This is a genomic window from uncultured Planktomarina sp. (assembly GCA_943788425.1).
Classification (GTDB): domain Bacteria; phylum Pseudomonadota; class Alphaproteobacteria; order Rhodobacterales; family Rhodobacteraceae; genus Planktomarina.
Map to the genome: position 1 here is coordinate 17232 of CALSQF010000005.1, position 26657 is coordinate 43888.

Consider the following 26657-nt stretch of genomic DNA (forward strand, 5'->3'; position numbering starts at 1 on the left):
TAAGGAACGGCGTGGCAAGTCATCGGTCGATCTCTCCAAACACCACATCCATCGTACCAATTATTGCAGCCACATCTGCCAGCTGGTGCCCTTTGCACAGGTGATCCATCGCTTGCAGATGCAAAAATCCCGGTGCTCTAATCTTGCTGCGGTAGGGTTTATTCGTGCCATCCGCGACCAAATATACCCCAAACTCACCCTTGGGGGCTTCAACGGCGGCATAGACTTCACCCGCCGGAACATGAAAACCCTCAGTGTAAAGTTTAAAGTGATGGATCAAAGCTTCCATGGATTGTTTCATCTCACCGCGTTTTGGCGGGGTTATTTTCCCGCGCGCCATGACATCGCCCGGCTCCTGGCGCAATTTACCAATCGCTTGCTTGATGATCGACACAGATTGGCGCATCTCCTCCATGCGGCACAGATAGCGGTCATAACAATCGCCATGTTTCCCAACAGGAATATCAAACTCAAACTCATCATAGCATTCATAGGGCTGCGCCCGACGCAGATCCCAGGCAAAGCCAGAGCCGCGCACCATAACGCCGCTAAAGCCATATTTCTGGATATCGTCTTCTGTAACCACACCGATATCCGCATTGCGCTGCTTGAAAATCCGATTTTCTGTCAACATCGTGTCGATGTCTTGCAAAACTGCTGGGAAGGTCTGGGCCCATTCTTCGATATCATCGATCAAAGCATCTGGCAGATCTTGATGCACCCCGCCCGGGCGAAAATAGGCCGCATGCAGACGCGCACCGCAGGCCCGCTCATAAAAAATCATCAGCTTTTCGCGCTCTTCAAACCCCCAGGTCAATGGGGTCATCGCCCCCACATCCATTGCCTGTGTGGTCACATTGAGCAAATGGTTGAGCACCCGCCCAATTTCAGAATAGAGCACTCGGATAAGGCTGGCGCGGCGCGGCACAATTGTGCCGGTCAGCTTTTCGATTGCCAAACACCAGGCGTGCTCTTGGTTCATCGGCGCCACATAATCAAGCCTGTCAAAATAGGGCAAGTTTTGCAGATAGGTCCGGCTTTCCATTAGCTTTTCTGTGCCGCGGTGTAACAGTCCAATATGCGGATCACAGCGCTCCACAATCTCGCCATCCAATTCCAGAACCAGCCGCAACACACCATGCGCCGCCGGGTGCTGTGGACCGAAGTTGATATTGAAATTGCGTATCTTTTGCTCGCCGGTCAAAGCGTCGTCAAATTTGGAGCCGTCCATTATGCACCTCCCTCTTGGCCAAAGTTTTGGCCTGTGATTATCTGTAATATCATGCCAATAACTCCCGATTTTTCCGCCAATTTTCTGGCAGCTCTGCGAAATTATCAGCAAAAAAATCGTATTGCGCCTTCAAGAATTCCAACGCGTCCCGCCGCAAAGCTTCCAGAAAAGGCGCCACAACGCCCACATGTGCCGGTTTAATTTGACGCGCGCTTGTCGCGTTAATCCCCCAATAGGCGCACATGCTGTCAAACTTGGGACCATCCTGCAGGCTCTCCGCAAAACCGACCTGAAATTGCGAGCGATCAAAAACCGCCACAAAACGTGCTATGTTTGATCTATGATCGCCCCGTGTCACAATATGGGTTTCTTCTTGCGTGTAAAAAACACGTTGAAGGATATCTTGACAGTTGACTAAGAAATCCTGTCCTTCATTCAAGCTGCGTTTGGCCAACATGCGCACATTCGACCAGAGGCGTTCCAACGGGTCACGCATCAGATATTGCAACTTCACACGAATGGGCAAGGCCGAAATTCGGGCGATCTCCGCAGGTTTCAGCAAAGCATAGGCCGGCGTGACATCAAGCAACACGGTCTCATCCATCCGCCCAGCCTGCAGGTACTTCAGATAGGCGGAGTCGTCACCGCGATCGATCGATAGCGCCATGGTGATCGCCTTGGTGTCAGCAATCCGTAGGCTCAAGCTCACTATGCGGATGATATTATCCGCAGCTTCAGCCTCGATCAGCCGGGCCTCATATTGGACCACAAGCCGATTTAAAATCTTCAACTGACGAATTAACTTTTTAGATTTAAATTTTGAAAAATAGTGACATTCCTTCACCAATCTCACAAAACACTCCTCGTGATCACGCAAATAGCGATACATCCAAGACGTTCCTGCCTTAGTCGCTCCCACGCGGATCAGAAGTGTTGGATCAGCCATGGCTTATCCCTCGGCCCCATCCGTCTTCTCGTCGCCCGGCAGCACATATTTCGCTCCCTCCCAAGGAGACATAAAGTCAAATTGACGGTATTCTTGTACAAGGGACACAGGCTCATAAACCACGCGCTTTTCAGCCTCGTCGTAGCGCAATTCGGTATACCCGCTTGTTGGGAAATCCTTACGCAGCGGATGGCCGCGGAACCCGTAATCGGTCAACAATCGACGCAGGTCCGGGTGTCCAGAAAAAAGTATCCCAAACATATCAAAAATTTCGCGTTCAAACCAATTTGCCGAGGGGTGCACCTCTACAATCGAAGCCAGCATGTCATCAGCCCGCACAGCTGCCCGCAGACGTACGCGGTGGTTCTGATACATGCTGAGCAAATGATACACGACGTCAAAGCGTTTCTCGCGACCTGGGTAATCGACCGCCGTGATATCCACCAAGGTCGAAAACCGGCAGTTGCGGTTAGACTTCAGAAAATCGACCAGCCCGACTATATTTGACGGCGCGACTTCAATGGTCAGTTCACCGAAAGATACTTCATAGGACAGCACACAATCGGGCCGTTTTGATGCAATCAACGCACCCAATTCTTGTAATGCCTGTGTCATTTCACAACCTTCTTAGCCCGAGAGACGGCGCCAGCTTTCGGCGACTCCTGAGGCTGCAGGGCAACCAACGCGAACCATTCGCGTTGAACTGCCTGATCAACAAACCACGCACAGCGCGCATCCGCATGTTCGCCCAATTCTTCAAAGGTCACCAACGGACCACCACTCTTTAGAGACACAACCGAACCAAGCATAACTTGCATGACCTTACCTTACGATAGTTCCTGTTCTTCGAATTTTTCTTTGTAGCTGCAAAATACCGTAAAGCAGCGCTTCTGCGGTTGGCGGGCAGCCGGGCACGTAAACGTCGACCGGTACAATCCGGTCGCAGCCCCGGACAACAGAGTAACTATAATGATAATATCCGCCGCCATTGGCACAAGATCCCATTGAGATCACATATCGCGGCTCGGGCATTTGGTCATAAACTTTGCGCAGAGCCGGCGCCATTTTGTTTGTCAAAGTCCCGGCTACGATCATCAAATCGGACTGACGCGGGCTGGCCCGCGGCGCCGTGCCAAAACGCTCCAAATCGTAGCGCGGCGTGGAGGCATGCATCATTTCAACAGCGCAGCACGCCAGACCAAAGGTCATCCAGTGAAGGCTGCCGGTACGCGCCCAATTGATGATGTCCTCAGTAGATGTGACCAAAAAGCCTTTGTCCTGGAGTTCACTGTTGAGCTCTCGGGTTGCAACGTCGCGGTCAAAGCCAGCAGTATTCGCCCCTGCCATCACTCCCATTCCAAGGCCCCTTTCTTCCACTCATAAGCAAATCCGATGGTTAGAACCGCCAAAAATGCCATCATCGACCAAAAGGCCAACATACTTATATCCTTGAATGCGACGGCCCATGGGAAGAGAAACGCGATTTCAAGATCGAAGATAATGAACAAAATCGCCACCAAGTAAAAGCGCACGTCGAATTTCATCCGCGCATCATCGAAAGCATTAAACCCGCATTCATAGGCCGAGACTTTTTCCGGATCAGGATTGCGCACCGCGACCACGGCTGCCGCCAATAATAAAACAATGCCCAATCCGATTGCCACCGCCAGCAACATCAATATCGGGAGGTAATCCTGTGCAATATTTTCCACGTTGGCTCCTTACATGTGCCGCTTGTGGCACAGCTTGCTGCCTCTACTACGCGTCAGGCACAAAAGGGTCAACGCCCGGATTGCGCAATCCCAGCGGGTCTTACAAAAAAGTTACCCAAACCCGTCCTCAGATCTGCCAGCTGGGCGCAGTTTTGCCGAAGAAGGCCGCAATTCCTTCCTCCGCCTCCGGACTTTCCCATTGTGCAATCAAAGCTGTGACCGTCATTTCAATGGTCTGCGCATCAATGACCGGCCCGAGCCGCCGCGCCATTTTTTTTGCCGCAGCCACAGCCCCCGGCGCACAGCTCAAATAGGGTGTTACCTCTGCCGTCACCGCCAGATCAAGCGCGTCTTGGGCTACAGTTTTAGCCAAAAGCCCAAGACCTTGCGCGTCTAGCGCCGAAAACTTGCGTGCAGACATAAACACACTCCGCGCCTTCGCCTCGCCCATACGCGCAATCACGTAAGGACCGATGGTTGCGGGAATCAGCCCCAGCTTGGTTTCCGTCATCCCCATCCAAACTGTCTCAACCCCAATGGCTAAATCACAGATAGAGGCCAGCCCGACCCCGCCGCCAAAAGCATTGCCGTGAATACGGCCAATCACGGGCTGCGGCAGAGTGTTCCAGGACTGCAGCATCCCCGCAAGGCCCCGGGCGCCCGCTTGCCGGGTCGCGCGATCGGCGCGCATCTGGGTTTGCATCCACTGCAAATCCCCACCGGCACAAAAACTTTGGCCGCGTGCAGCCAAAATCACAACGCGCTCTGAGCCCTGGCGCAATATTGCGGCCATTTCGGTCAGCTCGTCGATCATCTGCGCCGATAATGCGTTGTGCTTCTCGGGCCGGTTCAGCCAAACCGTACAAACACCTTGTGCATCGGTTTCGCTGTCTATCGTATCAAATTTCATCTGCTGTGCCTTCTCCGCGTCTCAGAATTTTTCGCGCCAAGCGGGCCGCATGCGCCAATTTCATACGATCAGGCCTGCCGGAGATTTCATATCCGCGTGTGATGAGATGATCATAGACCAATTCGGTATCGACATTGCCCTTGGCTCCAGGCGCATAGGGACAGCCCCCCAAGCCAGCGATGGAGGCATCAAAAATCCGCAGCCCATACTCGAGTGACGCATCAATATTCGCTAGGGCCCGTCCAGCAGTATCATGAAAATGCCCAGCCAATGCTTCCACCGGCACCCGCTGCACCACAGCCTCCAACATACCCGCCACTTGCTCAGGATAGGCGGTGCCGATGGTATCGCCGAGGGAAATTTCATCACAGCCCGCGCGATGCAACAGCTCCGCAAGCCGGGCCACTTCGGAAGGGTCGACCGGCCCATCATAGGGGCATTCGGTGACGCAGGAAATGTAGCCGCGCAGCCGCACCCCCTCTGGCGCCTCGGTCGTGAACGCCGCGATCACCTCGTTCACACGCTCCACAGCACCCGCGAGCGAAACATTTGTATTGGCCCGGCTAAAACCCTCAGTGGCCGCGATGAACACACAAACTCCCCGAGCCGGGGTCGCCAACGCCGCCTGCAAACCCCGCATATTGGGGGCCAGCGCATAAAGCTGTGCCGCGCCAGGTGTCACCCCCTGCACCACCTGCGCCCCATCGGCCATTTGCGGCACCCATCTGGGGCTGACAAAACTGGCGCACTCGACCCGCAGCACGCCGGCGCCCGTCAAGGCCTCCGTCAAAGCGATTTTATCCTCTGAGGAGATAAAGGCCGGCTCATTTTGAAGCCCGTCGCGTGGGCCCACCTCAAAAATCTCAACCGCCCGCTTCATTACGCCTCCTCCCGCTCGGCTTGAATGACCGCCAAGACCACACCCGCATCCACTTGTTGATCTTGCGTCGCTGATAAATTTTCAACGCGTCCCGCGTGATCGGCGCAAAGCGTGTGCTGCATTTTCATAGCTTCGAGGACGACAATCGGATCTCCAGCCGCAACCTCTTGCCCCGCATGCACAAAAACCTGCTTGACCAAGCCAGGCATCGGCGCTGTGATCGCCCCGTCGCTGTGAACAATCGCAGTGCGCTCCAAGGGATCAATCACATCGAACACAAAAGTTTGCGCGCCAAAAAGATAGGCTTTGCCGGCGGCCAAGACCGCGGCGCACTGCGATAAGTCACCCAGCCCCAGCTCCACGGTCTCCCCAGCCACATCAACCACGGCCCGCCCCCCCGGGTGTAGGCTCACCGGAAGCGTTTGCAGCTGATCTTTGTGGCGCAGAGCCATGCTTTGGCGCAAGGGTGTAAATAGCGTGAAACCCACATCGCTCTGTCGATCGAGGCCTATGTCCAACAGCCCCATGGCGCACAGAGCAGCCCTTGCCCAATCTACTGCGGCCGGTGCCGGCGCAGAGGTCAGAGCCTCCAAGTCACGCGCGATCAAACCTGTATCAAACGTACCGGCGACAAAATCTTTGTGCTGCAATAGCGCAACCAAAAAATCGCGATTGGTCTTGAGACCTGCGATCTGGGTCAATTGCAATCCCCGCACCAAACGTTGCAGCGCACTGGCCCGATCTGGACCAGTGGCAATTAGCTTTGCAATCATTGGATCATAATAGGGCGTGACCTGCCCCCCCTGCGCCACACCTGTCTCAACACGCAGCCCAGGTCCAAATTTCAGATGGTGCAACTGGCCGATTGAAGGCAGAAAACCCTGATCGGAATCTTCCGCATAAAGCCGTGCTTCGATGGAATGGCCCTGCGCTTGGATTTGGTCTTGCATCAGTGGTAAAAAACCACCCGCTGCAACCTGAAGTTGCCAGGCCACCAGATCTATCCCCAAAATTTCTTCCGTGACGGGATGCTCCACCTGCAAACGCGCATTCATTTCCATGAAATAAAAACTGTCTCCGCGCAGGGGTACGCTGCCATCCACAATGAACTCAACTGTGCCGGCACTGACGTAACCAATCGCCTCAGCCGCCCGCACGGCCGCCTGTCCCATTGCATCACGAACCTCATTTGGCATAAGCGGCGCCGGCGCCTCTTCGATCACCTTTTGGTGACGGCGCTGTAAAGAGCAATCCCGCTCATAAAGGTGCACAGCGGTCTGCCCGTCACCGAAAATTTGAATTTCGATATGGCGCGGGTTGGCAATGAACTTTTCAATCAACACCCGCGCATTGCCAAAGGCACCTTGCGCTTCGGATTGTGCGGAGGCCAGATGGGCGGCAAATTCTTCAGGCCGATTGACACGGCGCATGCCTTTGCCACCACCGCCCGCCACAGCCTTGATGAGAACGGGATAGCCGATCTCTGCGGCGGCCTGTTGGAGCACCTGCAAAGACTGTGCCTCCCCATGATACCCCGGTACAATGGGAACGCCGACCTTTTGCATCAGCGCCTTTGCAGCATCTTTAAGCCCCATGGCCCGAATAGCCTCAGCGGGCGGACCGACCCAGATCAGGCCTGCCTCTTGAACCGCTTGGGCAAATTCAGGGTCCTCTGACAAAAAACCATAGCCCGGGTGAACCGCATCCGCGCCATGCTCTAGAGCCGCGGAAATAATCGCATCGCGGCGCAAATAGCTCTCGGCCGGATTGTGACCGCCCAAATGCACCACCTCATCACAAGACTGTACATGCAGCGCCTCTTCGTCTGCCGCAGAGGCAATCGCCAGAGTGGCAATTCCCATTTCACGGGCAGAGCGGGCAATGCGGCAAGCGATTTCGCCGCGGTTGGCAATCAGCAGCTTCTTTATCATTTCTGCGAGCTCTCTGCCCGATAGCTGCGGTAGCGCCGCCGGAAAATGAAATTGGGGCGATCCCCCTCAAATAGGTAGAAACATCCCCCCACAACCCCCAACGCGTTACACAGATCGTAATATTGCGCTGGTCCGCTTAAAAGCCCTCCATACCCTGAGGCTTGGCTAAAAAAGCGGATGAGAAAAATCATAGGCACAAATAAGGCCGCCAGATAGGCCTGACGGCTGCGCAGCACCAAGCCTGCGCCCGTCAGAAATAACACCACCCCAAAGACCAAACGCGGCAAAGAGCTGCTGCTGCCTAAGACGATCTCAAGACCCCCAATCGCAACAAACCAAAGGCAGATCAACCAAATAACCAGACCAAAACGCCCTTTGGTATGGTCGCGCACTTGCGCCTCGGTAACATAGACCCAATGGCGGCCAAAACTGTCCGGCTGGGTCATAACGGTCATTTCATCACTCATGTCATTACATCCTAAAGACGCCAAATTTTGTCTCGTTGATCGGGGCATTGAGCGCGGCGCGCAAAGACAAAGCCAAGACCTTGCGGCTGTCTCTCGGATCAATCACCCCATCATCCCACAATCGTGCGCTGGCGTAGAGCGGAGCGGATTGAGTCTCAAACATCTCAAGCGTCGGCTGTTTGAAGGCTGCTTCTTGCTCATCGCTCCAGCTGCCCCCCGCTCGCTCTATCGCATCGCGTTTGACGGTGGCCAAGACACCAGCCGCTTGCGCGCCCCCCATGACGGCCGTGCGCGATGTGGGCCAGCTCCATAGAAACCGCGGTTGAAAAGCGCGGCCCGCCATACCGTAGTTGCCAGCCCCATAGCTGCCACCCACAATCATAGTAATTTTCGGTACAGAGGTGCAGGCGACTGCTGTGACCATTTTCGCCCCATGGCGCGCAATTCCCTCGTTCTCATATTTCTGCCCCACCATGAATCCGGTGATGTTTTGCAAGAAAATCAATGGTGTTTTGCGCTGGGAGCAAAGTTCAACAAAATGCGCGCCCTTTTGAGCTGCCTCCGAAAACAATACGCCATTATTGGCAACAATACCTACCGGCATGCCCTCAATATGTGCAAATCCCGTGACCAAAGTGGTGCCAAACCGCGCTTTAAATTCATCGAATGCGCCGCCATCCGTCAAGCGGCAGATCACATCGCGAATATCATAAGGCGTGGTCAAATCACTCGGGATCACTTCAAAAATATCATCCATGCAGGGCGCTGGCACATCGTCCGCCTGCAAAAAAGCGGCTTGCGGCGCATCAGCAGGCAGGTGGCGCACCGCCTCCCGCGCCAACGCCAGAGCATGGGTATCATCCTCCGCCAAGTAATCGGCCACGCCAGACAGGCGCGTGTGCACGTCTCCGCCACCCAAGTCTTCCGCCGAAACCACCTCACCTGTGGCCGCTTTGACCAAGGGCGGACCCGCAAGAAAAATCGTGCCTTGTTCTTTGACGATAATCGACACATCCGCCATGGCCGGCACATAGGCGCCCCCAGCCGTACAAGACCCCATCACCACGGCGATCTGCGCCAAGCCTTTGGCGGACATCTGGGCTTGATTGTAAAAGATTCGGCCAAAATGGTCTCTGTCTGGGAAGACCTCATCTTGGTTGGGCAAATTGGCCCCACCGCTATCGACCAAGGAGACCACGGGCAGATGGCACTCCTGCGCGATTTCTTGGGCGCGCAGATGTTTTTTCACGGTCATCGGATAGTAGGTACCGCCTTTGACCGTGGCATCATTGCAAATGACCATCACATCGCGCCCATGCACTTTGCCGATACCGGTGATGAGCCCAGCGCAGGGCGCCGCGCCATCATACATGCCATGGGCTGCGGTTGCACCGATCTCTAAAAAGGCGCTGCCAGGATCCAAAAGATTGGCAACCCGGTCTCGCGGCAACATTTTTCCGCGCGCAACATGACGGGCCCGCGCCGCGTCTCCACCGCCCTGTGCGGCCACCGCTACGGCCTGCTCAACCCGCGCCAAGGCTTCCAGATGCAGCTGTTTGGCATTTGAGGCGTTCGTCTGTGTCACCGCAGCCCGCCTCTAATTTTTCAATACACAATAGTCTGCGGTGGAGCGCCCTTCGAGGCAGGCTGCATATTCACCGCTCAAACCGGCTAGTTCTGTGATCTGACAGCCAAGCTGTTTGGCCGCCAAAGGTAGGTTGCCTTCAGGATCCCCATCGGCCTGGCATTTCTGCGAGACATAGTTGATCCAGCCACTCAAAATACTCGCTAAATCTTCGGCAGATTTTACTGTGATGGCCTCCGTCACATCCTCCTGCAAAAGCCGCATAGACGCGGTCCAACCTTCGCGTTCGCTTTGCAGGCAAGCCACATGCGCCGTTGAGGCCACCTCAAAGCTGGCACAGGGTTCAAAAATTAAGCTCAGACATTGGCCCCAACTGGTGCTTTGCCCCATGTTCTCCAAACAGGCCATTGAATTCACATGCGTCTGCGGCAATTTCGTATCCGCCTGAGCCGCCGTGGCCAATACCACCAAGCCCACACTAAATAAAAGGTTTTTCATACCATTTTCCCCATCAATTCACGTCCAACCAACATGCGACGAATTTCGCTGGTCCCTGCTCCGATTTCCATCAATTTTGCATCCCGAAACAAACGTGCTACGGGTGCATCGTTCAAAAAACCTGCCCCTCCAAGCGCTTGTACGGCTTGATGGGCCTGCTTCATTGCCTCTTCACTGGCAAAAAGACAGCAGGCCGCCGCGTCTTGGCGTGTCACCTCACCGCGATCACAGGCTTTGGCCACCTCATAGACATAGGCCCGCGCGGCGTTCATCGCTGTATACATATCAGCAATTTTGCCCTGCATCAGTTGGAAGTTGCCAATCGGTTGGCCGAATTGCTTGCGCTCGGCCATATAGGGCATGACCTCATCCAAACAGGCCGCCATGATGCCGAGGCCTATGCCAGCCAGAACCACACGCTCATAGTCGAGGCCAGACATAAGAACCCTTGCCCCGGCACCCTCTTGTTGCAGCACATTCTCGAAGGGAACTTCCACATTTTCAAAGATCAACTCCGCTGTATTTGATCCGCGCATGCCAAGCTTGTCGAAATGACTGCTAGTCGAAAACCCCACCATATCACGCTCGATCAAAAAAGCGGTCAAACCACGCGATCCTGCCTCAGGATCGGTTTTGGCATAAACGATCAAGACATCAGCATCTGGCCCATTGGTGATCCAGAACTTATTGCCATTGAGGCGATAGTATCCATTGCGCTTCTCGGCTCTCAGGCTCATCGAGATCACGTCAGAGCCCGAGCCCGCCTCACTCATCGCCAGCGCCCCAACATGATCGCCCGAGATCAGTTTGGGCAGGTATTTGCTTTTTTGCTCTGGGGTTCCGTTGAGACTTATTTGATTGACGCAGAGATTCGAATGCGCCCCATAAGACAGGCTAACACTGGCCGATGCTCGGGCGATTTCTTCCATCACCACCGTGTGGGCCAAATAGCCCAAACCCACGCCGCCGAATTCTTCATCTACAGTGATCCCAAGAACCCCAAGATCCCCAAGCCGCTTCCACAATTGCGCAGGAAATTGATTGTCGCGATCCACAGCTCCAGCCAAGGGTTTAATCTCGTCCTGGGCAAAACGATGCACCACTGTTTGAAGCGCGTGGATATCCTCTCCAAGATCGAAACGCATACTGGCTGTAAACATAGAACCTCCATTTATTGAACGGTTGTTCAATTTAAGCAAAGTTTTGTCACCCTGTCCAGCCTATGCACCCCACCTGTCGCAAATAAGCTCAAAGAGGCCGGACAGACGTTTCACCCTGCCGAAGCCTCTTCAGCCACTTCCTGGGCGATAATGCGGGCCACAGTGGCGCAATCATCCGAAGAGAAGGTCAAAGGCAAACGCATATCAACAATACCGTGCAGGATTCGATCGCTTTTCCGCATGGCGCTGCTCGGCGCATAGGTCCAGCTATCATAACGGCTGGTGAATCCAACCGGATCTGGAGCCCCAAACCATTTTAGCTCCACCCCACGGGCCAAACAGCGGGCCAGTACAGATCGGATCGCCTCTGCTGGCCAATCGAGCAATAGGAATTGATAGGAGGAGGCAACAAATTTTTCTTGCTGCGGCCGCTTGATACGCGTGAGGCCCGCAACATCAGCAAGCCCCTGGTCCACCACGCGATAGCGATCATTCCAAGCGGTGCATTGCGCCTCAAGCTGGCGCAGCTGTGGTCGCAAAATCGCAGCGCGCAGATTATCCATCCGCCCTGAGATATTGGGGGTGACCAGCCGCACCGCCTCATAAGCCTCGCTCGGCGGCCCTGCTCGGTGTTTTCCATAGAGCATATAGCTGCCCGACAACATGATGGCCCGCGCCATAATTTCATCATCATCACAGATCAAAAGACCGCCTTCGCCGGAATTCACATGCTTGTAGGTTTGGCAGGAATAACACCCAATGATCCCAGCGCGCCCCGACCAAGTGTCGCTCCATTTCGCGCCCATTGTATGGGCGCAGTCTTCAATCACTTTGAGATTATGCGCCTGCGCCAGAGCCATCAAAGCATCCATATCGACAATATGCCCGCGCATGTGAGACAACATCAAAATGTCGGCTTGATCGGCCTTGGCCGCCAGATCCTCAAGATCAATTACCAAAGCTTCCGTTACACCAACAAAGATCGGTACAGCACCAACAGAGGCAATGGCCCCGGGCACAGGCGCCAGTGTGAAAGCATTGGTCAAAACCCGATCGCCAGGCTTCACGCCCAGCGCGCGCAGCGCAGTCGCAAGCGCATAGCCACCCGAGGCCACGGCAAGGCAATAGCGCGCGCCCATTTGCGCGGCAAACTCCTGCTCCAAAAGTGCGGTTTGCGCCACTTCATCCGCCGCCTCGTTGTAGCGATGCAACCGCCCGTGCAGCATGACTGCCACGGCCGCCTCGATCGCTTCGTCCAAAATGGGTTCTTGCTGGGTGAAGTTACCCGTGAATATCTCTGTCATGCGGCAGGTTTTGGTCTTGCAGCCAGCAAAGTCAATCCACTTTTACCTGCCATGTCGCAAACAGATCAGAATTTACATGCTTGCATGGCAGGATTAAGACTACGGGAGAAGCCGATATGACGACACCAAACGGAATTTTAGACTTCATTTCTGAGATCTCCTGGGACGACCTGCCACCGCAGGTGCGCCTGCAAAGCAAATTGTGCCTGTTGGATCTCATTGGCGTTGGAGCCGGTGGCGCCAGCACAAAATTGTCTGGCATTATCCGCGATTATTGCGCTCTGGATATGAGCGGTGCGCTGCCCATGATGTTCGACGGGCGTGGCGCCTCGGCCTCGGGTGTGGCGCTTGCGGGCGGGATGACCATTGATGCGCTCGATGGCCATGATGGCTTTAACCCGGCCAAAGGGCATGCGGGCTGCGGCGTGCTGCCGGCGCTATACGGGCTGACGCAAGAATTAATCGATGTGACGGGGCAAGAATTTTTACTCTGCCTCACGCTTGGCTATGAGCTGGCCTGCCGCACTGCTTTGGCGCAGCACGCCAGCGTTCCAGATTATCACACCTCCGGGGCTTGGGTGGCGGTGGCTGTCGCCGGCATAGCCGCACGCCTGATGCGGCTCGACCGTGCGCAGACTGCGCATGCCATGGGGATTGCAGAGTATCACGGACCCCGGAGCCAAATGATGCGCTGCATAGATCATCCGACCATGCTCAAGGATGGCTCAGGTTGGGGCGCAATGTGCGGGGTCGCGGCGGCACGGTTGGCCGCGGCAGGCTTCACCGGCGCCCCTGCGCTCACGCTTGGCACAGACCATTGGCAAGATTTGGGAGACCGCTGGCTCATCTGCCAACAATATTTCAAGCCTTATCCAGTCTGCCGATGGGCACAGGCTCCGATTGCAGCGGTGCTGGACCTGCAACAGCGCCACGGCTTTGCCAGCCAAGATATCACGGGTCTGCACATCGTATCCTTTCATGAATCAGTACGATTGGGGACGAAACAGGTCACAACGACCGAAGAGGCACAGTATTCAACCTCTTTCCCTTGCGCCCTGGCCTTAGTGCATGGAACCATTTTGCCCGAACATGTCGCAGATGCAGCGCTGAACCACCCGGAGGTTCAGCGTCTGTCATCGATTTTAACCATGGGCGAAGACGCGTCTGCCAATTCGGCATTTCCGAACCGGCGAATGGCGCGCGCTGAGATTACTCTGGCGTCAGGAGGTCACCTTCAATCTGATTGGTTCGAACCAGAGTGGGACCCAACGGCCCCACCAAGCCAAGAGGATTTAAAGCGAAAATTTTTCAGCTATGCCGGCCCCGCTCTGGGCCTCGCGCGCAGCCAAGCGATCCACCACGCTGTTGAAACCCTTGATCACGGCTCCAACGCGCAGCCCTTGCTTGATCTTCTGGCTCAACCAATCAGCTGAGCCACGACATCGGGCAAATCGTCAAAGTGATGCAGCAAAGCTGCAGGCACCAAGGCCTCCATATCCCCCCCACCGGGCCCGAAGGTCACCAGCACCGATGGGATATCAGCATTCGCAGCGGTTGAGCGATCTGTCACCGTATCACCAATCAAACAGACCCGCTTGCGATCTCCGCCAGCACGGTCGACCGCTTCCCACAGCGGCGCTGGGTCTGGTTTGCGCTGCGCCAGAGTGTCGGCGCCCACCAAAGCGTCAAAATGGGCGCTGGCGTTTAAAGCCTGCATCAATTGAATCGCTAGAGCTTCGGGCTTATTGGTGCAAATCGCCACCGCATATCCAGACGCCCGCAGCCGAGCCACAGCATTCAGGGCACCGGGATAGAAGATCGTCAATTCCGAAATATCAGCGCCATAGGCCTCAAGTAAGATAGGATATTGCCGATCTATTTCTGACATATCCGTCCAGCCGGCTCGTTCAAACCCCGCCAAGAGCATGGCCCGACCGCCGCGCAAAGCTGTACCGCTGTCCCTTGGCGCCTGCAGCACGTTTCCCAGCCCAAGGCCTCGAAAACAACTATTGGCCGCTTTCAGCAAATCGCCACTGGTATCGGCAAGCGTGCCGTCCAGATCAAAGACCACACAGGGTTTGAGCATATTCTTGCCTCCTTGGTTACGCCAATTGCAAAAAGCGGCGTTTATGCAAAACAGCTTGTCGATTTCCACTATACCCTTAAAAGGGCTCCATTGATTTATAAAGGACTTAGATCCGCAAATGAATATCGCACTCATCATTCTTGCCGCAGGAAAAGGCACCCGGATGCAATCTGAGCTGCCGAAAATTTTGCACAAAGTGGCCGGTGCACCCATGTTGGTCCACGCCATGCGCGCCGGGCGGGCTTTGGAGCCTAAACGGACCATTATTGTCGCAGGCCATGGCTTTGAAGCTGTAAGCGCCGCCGCCCACACCGAAGATCCGGACGTGGAAATTGCCGTGCAAGAGGCGCAATTGGGCACAGGCCATGCCGTTGATCAAGCCCGGGACGCATTGGGTGATTTTGATGGAACGGTCCTTGTGCTGTACGGCGATTGCCCCCTCATCCAAACGCGCACCCTCGAAGAGTTGACGGCCACCCTCAACGACTCGGCGGTATCCGTGCTCGGATTTGAAGCAAAAGACCCGGCCCGATATGGCCGTTTGATCACGGATGGTGACAAATTGAAGCGAATTGTTGAATTCAAAGATGCAAGCCCGGCAGAAAGAGCGGTGACGCTTTGCAACAGCGGCGTCATGGCCGCGCCCGCACACCTCCTTTTCGACCTTCTGTCTGAAATTGATACGGACAACGCCTCAGGTGAGCTCTATTTGACAGATGTCGTTGGCAAGGCCGTGGCGCGGGGGTTGCAATGTGCTGTAGTCCGCTGCGCGGAACGCGAAACTCTGGGCGTCAACAGCCGGGTTGAGTTGATGCAAGCTGAAAAAGAGTTCCAAAATCTGCGCCGCGCGGAAGCTTTGGAAGATGGCGTCTCCATGCCGGCACCCGAAACCGTGCATTTTTCCTTTGATACCGTCATCGGCCGGGATACGGTCATTGAACAGAACGTGGTGTTCGGCCCGGGTGTCACGGTCGAAAGTGGCGTCCAGATCCGCGCATTTTCACATTTGGAAGGTGCGCATGTCTCGCGCGGTTGCATCATTGGCCCGTATGCCCGCCTGCGCCCGGGCGCTGAACTGGCGGAGGATGTGAAAATTGGCAATTTTGTGGAAATCAAGGCCAGCGCGCTCGACGAAGGCGCCAAAGTCAACCACCTGTCCTACATTGGCGATGCGCATATTGGCGCCCGGGCCAATATTGGCGCCGGCACGATAACGTGCAACTATGATGGGGTGATGAAACATCACACCTATATTGGCGAAGAGGCCTTTATCGGCTCAAATACCATGCTGGTTGCACCGGTCACAGTCGGGCAAGACGCTATGACGGCCAGCGGATCGGTGATCACGCAGAATGTGCCCGCCGGAGATCTCGCGATTGCCCGGTCCAAACAGGATAACAAACCCGGTTTTGCTCTAAAATTGATGAAAAGATTGCGCGCGCTCAAGGCCGCAAAACAAAACAAAAACTAAGGATTGAACCCATGTGCGGAATTGTTGGCGTATTAGGAAATCACCAAGTCGCTCCAATCTTGGTCGAAGCACTCAAACGCTTGGAATACCGCGGCTATGATAGCGCCGGTATTGCCACAGTAAACGCAGGCCATCTCGAACGCCGCCGTGCGGTTGGCAAGCTCGTCAACCTGTCTGACCGTTTGGTTTCAGAACCTTTGTCGGGCAAATCGGGCATAGGCCACACCCGCTGGGCGACCCATGGCACTCCCACAATCGTGAACGCCCACCCCCATCAAGCCGGTGCTGTGGCTGTGGTGCACAATGGCATTGTGGAAAATTTCAAAGAGTTACGCTCCGCATTAAGCGCTCTAGGTGTGAGCCATGAAACCGACACAGACACGGAAACCGTCGCGCTGTTGACCCATCACTATATGTCCGAAGGCCACAGCCCCCAAGAGGCCGCGCAAAAATCGATAGCCCGCCTTGAGGGTGCGTTCGCCCTCGCGTTTCTCTTTCAAGGCGAGGATGACTTGATGATTGCTGCGCGCAAGGGCTCCCCATTGGCGATCGGCCATGGCGATGGCGAATCCTATGTGGGCTCGGATGCCATTGCACTCGCCCCTTTGACCGATAAAATCACATATATGGAAGAGGGTGATTTTGCCGTGATCACCCGAACATCTGTTGAGATTTACGACGAAAACGGTAGTTTGGCCGATCGCGAAACCCGCACGATCACCATTGATGCCGCAAGGGTGGACAAAGGCGGCTTTAAACATTTCATGGCCAAAGAGATTGCCGAACAGCCCTCTGTGCTGAAAAAAACTCTGAGCCGCTATCAAAACGCGGATGCCTCAGAGGTTGAATTGCCAGAACATAGTATTGATTTGGCCCATATTGACCGGCTGACGATGGTGGCTTGTGGCACTGCCTTTTACGCTGCACTGACAGCAAAGTATTGGTTTGAGAAAATCGCGCGCTTGCCGGTCGATGTCGATGTCGCCTCAGAGTTTCGCTACCGCGAACCCCCGGTCAGCCCAGGAACCTGCGCCCTCTTTGTCAGCCAATCGGGTGAGACCGCAGATACGTTGGCGGCGCTGCGCTATATGGCCTCGCAAAATGCCACCATTCTGTCAGTGGTGAACGTACCGGAAAGCTCCATTGCGCGGGAAAGTGATCTGGTGTTGCCAATTCATGCGGGGGTCGAAATTGGTGTCGCCTCGACCAAAGCCTTCACCGCGCAGCTGACGGTGCTGGCCCTGCTGGCCATCAAAATCGCCTATACCAAGGGTACAATTGATACCGCGCAATATCGTGCCTATATCGCAGAGCTCAACCGCTTGCCGGGTCTGATCAGCCAAGCGCTGAGCATTGATAGCGCTGTGCAAAATATTTCAAAGAAATTAGCGGCGGCGCAGGATATTATCTTCGTAGGGCGGGGCGCGCTCTATCCTCTCGCCATGGAAGGCGCCCTCAAGTTAAAAGAAATCAGCTATATACACGCAGAAGGTTATCCATCTGGCGAATTAAAACACGGACCCATCGCCCTCATTGATAAAAACGTACCTGTGGTGGTCATGGCCCCTATGGATCCACTTTTCGATAAATCTGTCTCCAACATGCAAGAAGTTATGGCCCGATCTGGCCAAGTGCTGCTTATCTCCTGCAAGCAAGGTCTCAAGACAGCGGCAGAGGGCACCTGGGCACAAATCACGATGCCCACAACCCCTGATTTGCTGGCCCCCATCGTCTACGCCATCCCGGCGCAGCTGCTCGCCTATCATACGGCTCAGGCCAAGGGCACCGATGCCGATCAGCCACGCAACCTGGCAAAGTCCGTTACGGTTGAATGAGTTAAAAGTCACGTATATAGAATTTAAAACTCAATTACTAATCATAACATCACAGCCTGGCAAAGCCGGTCACAGCTCATTCATCACCCTAGGGCTGACAGAGCGGGAAATTGCTCCAAAATCCACCAGCTGAACTGGGTAAATTGCCCAGTCACCATCATCAGCCCAACGGTCCAGAGCAGCAACCCCATGATACGTTCGATCCGCATCATATGACGCTTCATCCAAGCCATCAGCCCTGTGAGAGACGGAAAGAACACCGCCACCAACACAAAGGGAATACCAAGGCCCGCCGCATATGTGGCGAGCAAGATGATCCCTTTTGCGGGATTGGCGGTATCGGCGGCAAGCGCGAGGATTGTGCCCAAAATGGGCCCCAAACAGGGCGTCCAGCCAAAGGCAAAGGCCAGCCCCAAAATATAGGCACCAAAGGCCGAGCCACCGCGGTCACCCCCCGCGATCCGCGCTTCCCTGTCCACAAGGCCAATGCGGATGACGCCTAGGAAATGCGCTCCAAACACCATGACCAAGATGCCTGCGCCGCTGACAAACCAATCTTGATTGGACAAAAACAGGCGGCCAAAACTTGAGGCGGTAAAGCCCAGCAAGATGAAGACGGTGGATAGGCCCAATACAAAGAATAGAGCGGCCAAAACCACGCGCCGGCGCGCCTGCGCTGTGGCGCTCATGTCATCCATGCTCACCCCGCCCATATAGGCCAAATAAGGTGGAACAATGGGCAGTACGCAGGGGCTCACAAAGCTGATCAACCCGCCGAGCAGCGCCACAAACATAGCCGGAATCAGCCCGGCATCCCATAGATCAATTCCCAACATTAAAGCGGCCTTTTCTGGTCTTGGGCTGTCTTAGGCTATCTAAGCGCTGGCGTCATCTGAAAGTTTGTCACATCACTGTGCCCATATGATCGGCAAAATACCCCCTGCTGCCTCTGGCGCGCAGGAAAATTTTACGGCATGCAGGACGCAGGAGATTGCAATGATCGACAATGGGGCGCTGTGATGACTTGGGACGAAGACTTGGATGCCATTGGGCTCTTATGCCCCTTACCGGTGCTCAAAGCCCGCAAGCGTTTGATGGCAATGGCTCAGGGGGCGGTCTTGTTGATGCGGGCCGATGACCCAGCAGCCATCATTGATGTGCCGCATTTCTGCGCTGAGGCGGGCCATACTCTGATAGCGCAATACAGCGAGGGTGCGGAATTGCAATTTTTCATTCGCAAAAGCGACAGCTAGGCTTAGGTCTCACCGGTGAAGATAAAAGGGCCCCGCAATCGCGGAGCCCTTTGCATGTGGCAATATCTTTAGCCGCGTGACCACCAACCGCGTTTTTTGGGCGCAGCCGGTTTTTCGGGCGCAGGCCCCGATTGCGCAACCGGCGTCGCGATCGCGTCTGGTGCCGGTTCGGGTTCCATGGCTTTTGGCGCAGAGACTTCCGCAGGCACATTAGCCGCGGTCTCCTCGACCGGAATGGCTTTTTTCACAGCAGGTTTGCGCACGCGCTTGGGTTTTGCCGCAGGCTTTTCAACCGGGGCCTCTGGCACCGTCTTTTCAGTCACAACGACCTCGTCGACCACAGCGGCAGGACCGGCGGTTTGCGCTACCGCGGCCTCCTCAGCCTCACGCTGCGCTTTAGTTTTGCGCGGTTTGCGCACTCGTTTGGGTTTTTCGGCTGGCGGTGTTTCCGCCACTGCCGTAACATCCTCGTCCACCGCAACAGGCTCTGGCGCGGCGGCAATAGCGACTTCCGCCGCCTCAGCCTCTTGAGCAGAATGATCTTCAGAGTTTTCCTCAACCTGCTTGTCCGCAACCGGATTGTCATCAACAGGCTTAGCTTTCGCCCCACCGCGTGTTCGGCGGCGGCGTTTTGGCTTATCCTCTTCGCCGGCACTTTCAACAGCAGCTTCGTCAGCCGCCGCCTCATCGTGGGATCCATCCTCTTGGCTCGACTCGCCCACCACCGCATCACTGCCGCCCCGCCGACGGCGACGGCGACGGCGACGCTTCTTCGGCGCATCTCCCTCTTCGGTGGTTTCAGTAGCCTCAATCACATCAGCCTGATCATCCTCTTGACCTTGCTCGTCAATTTCTTCCATCAAAGCAAAATCCACTGAGCTGACCGTCGTGGCGTTTGCCGGAACGATGCGCGTGGCAGTCTTGAATTTCTCAATCGTATAATCTGGGCTTACCAAGAATGGATCCGCTTCGATCCGCACGGCCATTCCATGGCGTTGCTCTATCTGACTGATATGCTCACGCTTTTGATTGATTAAGAAATTAGCAATGCTGATCGGAGCTTTAATCAGCACTTCTTTGGAACGGGCACGCCCCCCCTCTTCTTCCAACTCACGCAGAATGGTCAGACCCAAACTGTCTTGCGAGCGGATCAAACCGGTGCCGTGGCAATGAGCGCAGGGCTGCGTACTGGCTTCCAACATGCCTGGGCGCAAACGCTGCCGGCTCATCTCCATCAGGCCAAAGCCACTGATCCGACCCACCTGAATGCGTGCACGATCAGATTGCAGCTTATCTTTCAGGCGTTTTTCGACCGCGATATTGTTGCGGCGTTCATCCATGTCAATGAAATCAATCACGATCAACCCGGCTAAGTCGCGCAAGCGCAGTTGACGCGCCACCTCTTCGGCGGCCTCCAGATTGGTGTTCAAAGCTGTCTGCTCAATGCTACCCTCTTTGGTTGCACGGCCTGAGTTTACGTCAATGGCCACCAAAGCCTCGGTGATGCCGATGACGAGATAGCCACCAGATTTCAGCTGCACCGTGGGGTTAAACATTCCATCCATAAAGGATTCGACCTGAAAACGGGCAAAGAGTGGCATCGGATCCACATAATGCTTCACGTTTTTAGCATGGGACGGCATGATCATTTTCATGGTGTCTTTGGCATTGCGATAGCCCGCCGCACCTTCTACCAAAACTTCATCAATATCGCGGTTGTAAAGATCGCGAACCGAGCGTTTGATCAGATCGCCCTCTTCATAAATAGCCGCTGGAGCAGATGATTTTAACGTGAATTCACGAATTTGTTCCCACATGCGTTGCAGGTATTCGTAATCGCGTTTGATTTCCGTCTTGGTACGCTTCGCGCCAGCCGTCCGCACAATCAAACCTGCCCCTTCAGGCACAACGATTGTCGTAGCTATTTCTTTGAGTTTCTTACGGTCAGCGGCATTGGTAATTTTACGGCTGATCCCGCCGCCGCGCGCTGTGTTAGGCATCAACACGCAATAGCGACCCGCGAGCGATAGATATGTGGTCAAAGCTGCACCTTTGTTGCCGCGCTCTTCTTTGACCACTTGGATCAACATGATTTGGCGCACTTTGATCACTTCTTGGATCTTATAGCGCCGTGGACGTGGCTTGCGCACCGGGCGCACATCTTCGCTGTCATCTTCCTGGGCTACAGATTCGATCCCATCGTCGGACAGATCGTCCTCATCTTGATCTTGCTCGCCCGCGTCATCCTCGGTCTCAAGAGCTGCCTCGGGATCAAGCACCGAATCATCGTCCTCAGATCCGGTATCCGCCTCTGGGGCAGCTTCTGCTGTATTCTGGCTCTCAGCGGTTTCGGGTGCAGCCTCAAAAGGGTCACTATCCATCAAAGGCGCTGTCGTTTCCACCGCTTCCTCCGGGATGAGATCAATGGTCTCCATCCCATCAACGGCGCTCACTTCCCGCGTTTCAATGGGATCTGAACTGCGCTGCGCCGCAGGTTTTCCCCGGCGTCGTCGCGTGCGCTTAGGATTTTGCTCTTCCTGCTCAGCTTCCGCCGCCATAGCTTTCGCATAGGCTTTTTCTTCGGCCATCAAAGCTTCACGATCCGCAACTGGGATCTGATAGTAATCCGGATGAATTTCAGAAAAGGCCAAAAACCCGTGACGATTGCCGCCGTAGTCAACAAAGGCAGCTTGCAACGAGGGTTCCACCCGCGTCACTTTTGCCAAATAAATATTGCCAGCTATTTGCCGTTTGTTTTGTGATTCAAAGTCAAATTCCTCAACTTTGTTTCCGTCCACCACCACAACACGGGTTTCTTCCGCGTGCGTGGCATCGATAAGCATCTTTTTTGCCATTATATCCACTTGCATCACTCAGCAGGCCCCCGGAAAGGAGGCCAAAACCGAAGGGATGTCTATTAAGGGCGATGCACGCAACATGGGGGCGGCTCAAAGGCCTGCCTTCATCCAATGTTATAACCTGCGCCTGTGTCATCGCGTTGCTTTCTATGACAGAGTTTACCTGCCTGTTAATTGCCCTTGCCTTCGATCACATCTGAAAACTAGGGTCATCTCTCGTGGCTCCTAAGTGCCATTTTCCGTCACAGCCCTGCGCATTTTATAACGTGCAAGAGACTGCGAAAAAAACCAGTCGCTTACGGTGTCTTGCAACCATATAGCTAATTGGACTCTAAAGGGGAAGCGGGGGGGAAGACAATGGCTAAATGCACTTACGATCGCAATCTCTTGCAAACAGTGGCAGCTTGAGAATTGGACAGGCGAGCAACCCGCTGATTTGTCCAAAAGATGGTCCCATCTCCTGCCCGTCTTGCCGCACCGATTTCAGCCGATATAATCAGCGCGGGTGAGGCTATATTTTGCCATTTTTTCATTCAAGGTCCGGCGCGGCAAGCAAAGCTCTTCCATCACACTTGCGATAGAACCCCGATGCCGCCGCATGGTATTGTCAATCAGCATACGCTCAAACGCCTCAACATATTCCTTCAGCGGTTTGCCTTCGGTCGTCATGACGGGCCGATCATCATCGCCCTCTGACATCAAAAGCGAAGCGATTGTGCCACTTCCTCTGCGGCTTTGTAATACCGCCCGCTCGGCCACATTGATCAGCTGACGCACATTACCCGGCCATGGGGCCTGAAGCAGTTGCGCCGCCTCTTGGGCCGTGACGCTGGGGCTGTCGCACCCGTATTCTTCTGCAAACTGATCGGCATAGCGCGTAAAAAGCGTCAATATGTCTTCGCCGCGCGTGCGCAAGGATGGCAATTCAATGCGCAAACTCGCCAAGCGATAGTAAAGATCAGGACGCAACACATCTTCGCAGGTCTTGCCTTGCTCTTGCAGGTTGCAAATTGCGATGATGCGGGTTTCAGAGGGATCGCCTTGGGCATTTATGGCTTTTATCAAGCGCGATTGCACCTGATGACTCAAAGCCTCAATGTCCTCCAAGACCAAGGTTCCGCCCCGTGCGGCTTCTAAGACCGGCAGGCGATCTTCTTCGCCCGCAGGACCAAATAGACGCCGCATAATCGTCTCCTCCTCCTCACCCGCGCAAGAGAAGATAATAAATTTTTTGCGGGCCCTTGCAGAAACTGCATGAAGCGCATGGGCCACGAGGGTTTTGCCAGTGCCGGTTTCCCCCTCAATCAGCACATGACCATCCGCTTGCCCCAGATCTAAAATATCTTCCCGCAACCGCTCCATGACGCCATTGGCGCCTACAAGCTTATCCATTATGGAGCTGCCAGAAGATAGTTCACGGCGCAGTTGCCGATTGTCCAGTACCAGACGCCGCGCCCGTGTAGCCTTTTTGGCCAAATCTGTCATCGTATCGGGATTAAAGGGTTTTTCCAAAAAATCGAAAGCGCCCATGCGCATGGCCTCAACCGCCATCGGAACATCCCCATGCCCCGTGATCATGATCACCGGCAGATTGCTATCGATGCCCTTAACCTTCCTTAAAAATTGCATGCCGTCCATGCCAGGCATTTTGATATCTGTCACGATTATCCCAGGGTAATCTGCGCTCAATCCTTTGAGCGCATCGCCCGCTGAAGCGAAGGTTTCGGTCTCAAAACCCGAGAGCGCCAACCATTGGCTGATGGATTGCCGCATATCTTGCTCATCATCTATGATTGCAATTTTCATAGCCTGGGCCATGTTCAATCCTCGTCTTTGTGGTTATCAATAATCGGCAGCGTCACCTCAAATACAGCGCCCGATTGTTCACTGTTGCGCGCGACCAAACGCCCCCCGAGATCGGATACAATCCCCGAAGAGATCGCCAAACCAAGCCCAACACCATCGCCGGGTTTCTTGGTGGTGAAAAACGGCTCAAACAGGTCATCAAGGTCTGAAATTCCTTCCCCGTTATCCCGCACGGTCAAAGTCGCTGTCTCACTGCCGATCAGCAAGAGCTCGATCTCGGGCATGTCGATCATCGAGGTGGCATCTAATGCATTGCGCAACAAGTTTACGACGACCTGCTCCAAACGTAATTGATCCCCCATAATCATGACAGGAGTGCTCGGCACTGATGTAGATAAGGAGACTTGCCGCAATTTCAATTGCGGCTCCATGATTTCCAATGCTCCGTTCAGAGCCGCTCGCACATCCACCGGCACCAAATCATCGCCACCTTTGCGCGCATAGGATTTAAGTTGCCGGGTAATGGCACTCATGCGGCCAATAAGATCGTCAATCCGTTGAAAAGAGCTTAAGGCCTCATCCATACGTTTGCGTTGTAGCAACAGCTTGGCCCCAGCAAGATAGGTTTTCATAGCGGCCAAAGGCTGATTCAACTCGTGGCTGACCGCCGCTGACATTTCCCCCAAAGCGGCCAGTTTCGAAGATTGCGCCAGGGTTTGCTCTGCCACTTGCAGGTTCTTCTCAACCTTTTGACGCTCTGAAATTTCACGCTGCAAACGCAGGTTGAGTTGCCGTAAGTCATCAGATTCTTGCTGGAAAAACAGTGCACGCGTCAAGGTTTGGCGGGATAATTGGTAAAAAGCTAAGGTAAAGAGGATCGAAAATCCCATGATCTCCAAGGCTAAAACTGCATTAACCCTCTGGCGAATTCCACCATAGGTCGTGAACAACACCATGTTCCAGCCACGAAATGGCACGCGCAATTCGCGCCGCATAACCGCCCGCCCCTGCACATAGGCATCAGCCGGCAGGGCGGTCCAATCTTGCGTGGCCCGAATAGCGCGTTCAATCGCACTGGGCGCCGAACGCAGCGCCAGCGCCTCCTCTTCAGGCAGGCCAATCCAAGTTTTCTCTGTGGCCAAGACAATCGGACCATTGGGAAGAGACACGATCACCGCGTCAGATATTCCCGCCCAAGCCGATTGAAACTTGCGCAAATCCACCTCAACCACGATCACACCAAGGGTTTTGTTATTGGCAACCACGCGGCGTGAATAGGCAAAATCATACCCGCCCGCATCCATTTTGTGGGTGGTAAACACCGTTTCGCTGGCCCGGGCAGCCTCGACGAAATGTGGCAAATTGCGTTGCAATTCTCCCAATCGATTGCGATCAGTCGCCGCCACAACGCGGCCATCCAAATCCAACAGCAAAATTGCCGCCGCACCAATTTCATCCACAAATGACAGCAAGCGTTGCGAGGTCCGCTGATAATCTCTAGAGCTCAAAGCCCCCACCAGCTCCGCGTCACTGCTGAGCAACCTGGGCACGATCGAGTTGCGTTGCAGCTCGCTGACCATATTGCCAGAGTATAGCGCCAAACGCAGCTGGACACTTTGAAGGGTGGATTGAGTGAATCTGGCGGTGAGCAACTGGTTGGTAAAATATACGGTTGCGACTGCAATCAAGAAAATCGTCAACAAAGCAATCCGCACCCGCCAAGACAGGTTGACGACACGCGGCGCGAGTGTTTCGGAATTTTCAGTAACGGAAGACATGCACTAGCGTTACGGTGCTACGCGGCGCCATTCAAGCGGCCAAGCCTAGGGCTGGGCCGTTTGCTCCACCAACGCGCGGAAAAGCGCCTGCCCGTCAGCCGATCCCATCTGCGCATCCATCGCCCGCTCCGGATGCGGCATCATACCCAAAACGCGGCGATTGGCGGATAATACACCGGCAATTGAAGACATTGACCCATTGGGATTGTCGCTATAGCGAAAAGCCACCCGGTCCTCATCCTCCAGAGCTCTAAGCTCATCATCTGTAGCATAGTAATTGCCGTCATGATGCGCAATTGGCACTTGGATTTCAGGGCCTTGGCTATAGCCAGCGGTAAAGGCGCTGTCCTGTGTTTCAACGGTCAACCCAACAGTTTTGCACACAAATTTCAATCCCGAGTTGCGCATCAACGCTCCGGCAACCAGACCTGTTTCGCTCAAAACTTGAAACCCGTTGCAGACCCCCAAGACATAACCGCCACGATTGGCATGATCGACCACCGCCCGACAAATAGGAGATTGCGCCGCAATTGCGCCGCACCGCAGATAATCACCAAAGGAAAACCCACCGGGAATCGCCACAAGATCTAGCCCCGTCGGCAATTCGGCGTCTTTATGCCAAACCTTGGCCACATCCGCGCCAGATTGGCGCAGCGCCTCAACCATGTCACGATCACAGTTCGAACCGGGAAATACAACAACTGCAGCGCGCATTATGCGATGTCCAGCTGATAGCTTTCGATCACCGCATTCACCAAAAGGCGATTGCACATTTCATCGATCACCGCCGGGTCTGTCCCCTCGGCCAAGTCCAGTTCGATCACCTTGCCCTGACGCACGGAATTTACCCCGTAAAAGCCAAGGCCTCCGAGCGCCGATTTGACAGCCTCGCCTTGCGGGTCGAGCACGCCATTCTTGAGCATAACTGTGACGGTAGCTTTCATTG

The 26657-nt window shown here is 54.8% G+C and carries 25 protein-coding genes; 4 read left to right on the forward strand and 21 right to left on the reverse strand.

All coding sequences use genetic code 11. The features are described from left to right. Positions 1-19 precede the first annotated feature (19 nt). The 14 genes from ABLW18_RS05470 to ABLW18_RS05535 all read right to left on the reverse strand — a co-directional run bounded on the left by ABLW18_RS05470 (position 20) and on the right by ABLW18_RS05535 (position 12624). Positions 20-1231, reverse strand: coding sequence for an NADH-quinone oxidoreductase subunit D (locus ABLW18_RS05470; protein ID WP_347823841.1), 1212 nt, complete (start codon positions 1229-1231; stop codon positions 20-22). Positions 1232-1280: 49 nt separating this feature from the next. Then, positions 1281-2177 (reverse strand): hypothetical protein, encoded by an 897-nt coding sequence (locus ABLW18_RS05475; RefSeq protein WP_347823842.1) that lies wholly within the window; start codon positions 2175-2177, stop codon positions 1281-1283. Between the two features lie 3 nt (positions 2178-2180). Further along, the gene (locus ABLW18_RS05480; RefSeq protein WP_347823843.1) at positions 2181-2792 is read right to left on the reverse strand and encodes an NADH-quinone oxidoreductase subunit C; all 612 of its coding nucleotides are present in this window, start codon (positions 2790-2792) and stop codon (positions 2181-2183) included. Then, complete coding sequence (locus ABLW18_RS05485) at positions 2789-2995, reverse strand: DUF2158 domain-containing protein (protein WP_347823844.1); 207 nt, start codon at positions 2993-2995, stop codon at positions 2789-2791. The genes ABLW18_RS05480 and ABLW18_RS05485 overlap by 4 nt, the downstream gene beginning before the upstream one ends. Positions 2996-2999: 4 nt before the next feature. Beyond that, positions 3000-3533, reverse strand: a complete 534-nt coding sequence (locus ABLW18_RS05490; RefSeq protein WP_271487982.1) for an NADH-quinone oxidoreductase subunit B — start codon at positions 3531-3533, stop codon at positions 3000-3002. Beyond that, positions 3524-3889, reverse strand: coding sequence for an NADH-quinone oxidoreductase subunit A (locus ABLW18_RS05495; protein ID WP_044049689.1), 366 nt, complete (start codon positions 3887-3889; stop codon positions 3524-3526). Before ABLW18_RS05495 ends, ABLW18_RS05490 begins: the two co-directional genes overlap by 10 nt. 127 nt (positions 3890-4016) lie before the next feature. Continuing rightward, positions 4017-4799, reverse strand: a complete 783-nt coding sequence (locus tag ABLW18_RS05500) for a crotonase/enoyl-CoA hydratase family protein (protein ID WP_347823845.1) — start codon at positions 4797-4799, stop codon at positions 4017-4019. After that, positions 4789-5679, reverse strand: coding sequence for a hydroxymethylglutaryl-CoA lyase (locus ABLW18_RS05505; RefSeq protein WP_347823846.1), 891 nt, complete (start codon positions 5677-5679; stop codon positions 4789-4791). Before ABLW18_RS05505 ends, ABLW18_RS05500 begins: the two co-directional genes overlap by 11 nt. After that, positions 5679-7610, reverse strand: coding sequence for a biotin carboxylase N-terminal domain-containing protein (locus ABLW18_RS05510; RefSeq protein ID WP_347823847.1), 1932 nt, complete (start codon positions 7608-7610; stop codon positions 5679-5681). The genes ABLW18_RS05505 and ABLW18_RS05510 overlap by 1 nt, the downstream gene beginning before the upstream one ends. Continuing rightward, positions 7607-8077: a hypothetical protein gene (locus tag ABLW18_RS05515; RefSeq protein WP_347823848.1), complete on the reverse strand. Its 471-nt coding sequence runs from the start codon at positions 8075-8077 to the stop codon at positions 7607-7609. Before ABLW18_RS05515 ends, ABLW18_RS05510 begins: the two co-directional genes overlap by 4 nt. A 4-nt stretch (positions 8078-8081) precedes the next feature. Further along, complete coding sequence (locus ABLW18_RS05520) at positions 8082-9629, reverse strand: carboxyl transferase domain-containing protein (RefSeq protein ID WP_347823885.1); 1548 nt, start codon at positions 9627-9629, stop codon at positions 8082-8084. Positions 9630-9674: 45 nt separating this feature from the next. Further along, positions 9675-10160: a hypothetical protein gene (locus ABLW18_RS05525; RefSeq protein ID WP_347823849.1), complete on the reverse strand. Its 486-nt coding sequence runs from the start codon at positions 10158-10160 to the stop codon at positions 9675-9677. Next, positions 10157-11320 (reverse strand): isovaleryl-CoA dehydrogenase, encoded by a 1164-nt coding sequence (locus ABLW18_RS05530; RefSeq protein ID WP_347823850.1) that lies wholly within the window; start codon positions 11318-11320, stop codon positions 10157-10159. Before ABLW18_RS05530 ends, ABLW18_RS05525 begins: the two co-directional genes overlap by 4 nt. Before the next feature lie 110 nt (positions 11321-11430). Continuing rightward, on the reverse strand, positions 11431-12624 hold the full coding sequence (locus ABLW18_RS05535; RefSeq protein WP_347823851.1) for a DegT/DnrJ/EryC1/StrS family aminotransferase: 1194 nt from the start codon (positions 12622-12624) through the stop codon (positions 11431-11433). Between the two features lie 116 nt (positions 12625-12740). Between ABLW18_RS05535 and ABLW18_RS05540 the strand changes: the two genes are divergently transcribed. After that, on the forward strand, positions 12741-14057 hold the full coding sequence (locus ABLW18_RS05540; protein WP_347823852.1) for an MmgE/PrpD family protein: 1317 nt from the start codon (positions 12741-12743) through the stop codon (positions 14055-14057). Here the strand turns inward: ABLW18_RS05540 and ABLW18_RS05545 are convergent. Then, on the reverse strand, positions 14042-14710 hold the full coding sequence (locus tag ABLW18_RS05545; RefSeq protein WP_347823853.1) for an HAD-IA family hydrolase: 669 nt from the start codon (positions 14708-14710) through the stop codon (positions 14042-14044). The genes ABLW18_RS05540 and ABLW18_RS05545 overlap by 16 nt on opposite strands. Before the next feature lie 118 nt (positions 14711-14828). Here ABLW18_RS05545 and glmU point away from each other — a divergent pair, with 118 nt between their 5' ends. Next, complete coding sequence (gene glmU / locus ABLW18_RS05550; RefSeq protein ID WP_347823854.1) at positions 14829-16181, forward strand: bifunctional UDP-N-acetylglucosamine diphosphorylase/glucosamine-1-phosphate N-acetyltransferase GlmU; 1353 nt, start codon at positions 14829-14831, stop codon at positions 16179-16181. An 11-nt stretch (positions 16182-16192) separates the two neighbouring features. Further along, positions 16193-18016: a glutamine--fructose-6-phosphate transaminase (isomerizing) gene (gene glmS, locus ABLW18_RS05555; protein ID WP_347823855.1), complete on the forward strand. Its 1824-nt coding sequence runs from the start codon at positions 16193-16195 to the stop codon at positions 18014-18016. A gap of 83 nt (positions 18017-18099) precedes the next feature. On the opposite strand, the gene ABLW18_RS05560 is transcribed toward glmS, so the two are convergent. Further along, positions 18100-18852, reverse strand: a complete 753-nt coding sequence (locus tag ABLW18_RS05560) for a cytochrome c biogenesis protein CcdA (protein ID WP_347823856.1) — start codon at positions 18850-18852, stop codon at positions 18100-18102. Between the two features lie 183 nt (positions 18853-19035). Here ABLW18_RS05560 and ABLW18_RS05565 point away from each other — a divergent pair, with 183 nt between their 5' ends. Next, the gene (locus ABLW18_RS05565; RefSeq protein ID WP_347823857.1) at positions 19036-19269 is read left to right on the forward strand and encodes a sulfurtransferase TusA family protein; all 234 of its coding nucleotides are present in this window, start codon (positions 19036-19038) and stop codon (positions 19267-19269) included. 68 nt (positions 19270-19337) lie between these two features. Here ABLW18_RS05565 and ABLW18_RS05570 read toward each other — a convergent pair whose 3' ends face one another. From ABLW18_RS05570 to purS, 5 genes are all read right to left on the reverse strand, one after another. Next, complete coding sequence (locus ABLW18_RS05570; protein WP_347823858.1) at positions 19338-22124, reverse strand: Rne/Rng family ribonuclease; 2787 nt, start codon at positions 22122-22124, stop codon at positions 19338-19340. A gap of 486 nt (positions 22125-22610) precedes the next feature. Beyond that, positions 22611-23945, reverse strand: coding sequence for a sigma-54 dependent transcriptional regulator (locus tag ABLW18_RS05575; protein ID WP_347823859.1), 1335 nt, complete (start codon positions 23943-23945; stop codon positions 22611-22613). A 2-nt stretch (positions 23946-23947) separates the two neighbouring features. Beyond that, entirely contained in the window at positions 23948-25711 is a 1764-nt protein-coding gene (locus tag ABLW18_RS05580; protein WP_347823860.1) for an ATP-binding protein, read from the reverse strand. Positions 25712-25756: 45 nt separating this feature from the next. Further along, positions 25757-26425 (reverse strand): phosphoribosylformylglycinamidine synthase subunit PurQ, encoded by a 669-nt coding sequence (gene purQ / locus ABLW18_RS05585; protein ID WP_347823861.1) that lies wholly within the window; start codon positions 26423-26425, stop codon positions 25757-25759. Further along, complete coding sequence (gene purS, locus ABLW18_RS05590; protein ID WP_347823862.1) at positions 26425-26655, reverse strand: phosphoribosylformylglycinamidine synthase subunit PurS; 231 nt, start codon at positions 26653-26655, stop codon at positions 26425-26427. Before purS ends, purQ begins: the two co-directional genes overlap by 1 nt. Between the last annotated feature and the right edge of the window lie 2 nt (positions 26656-26657).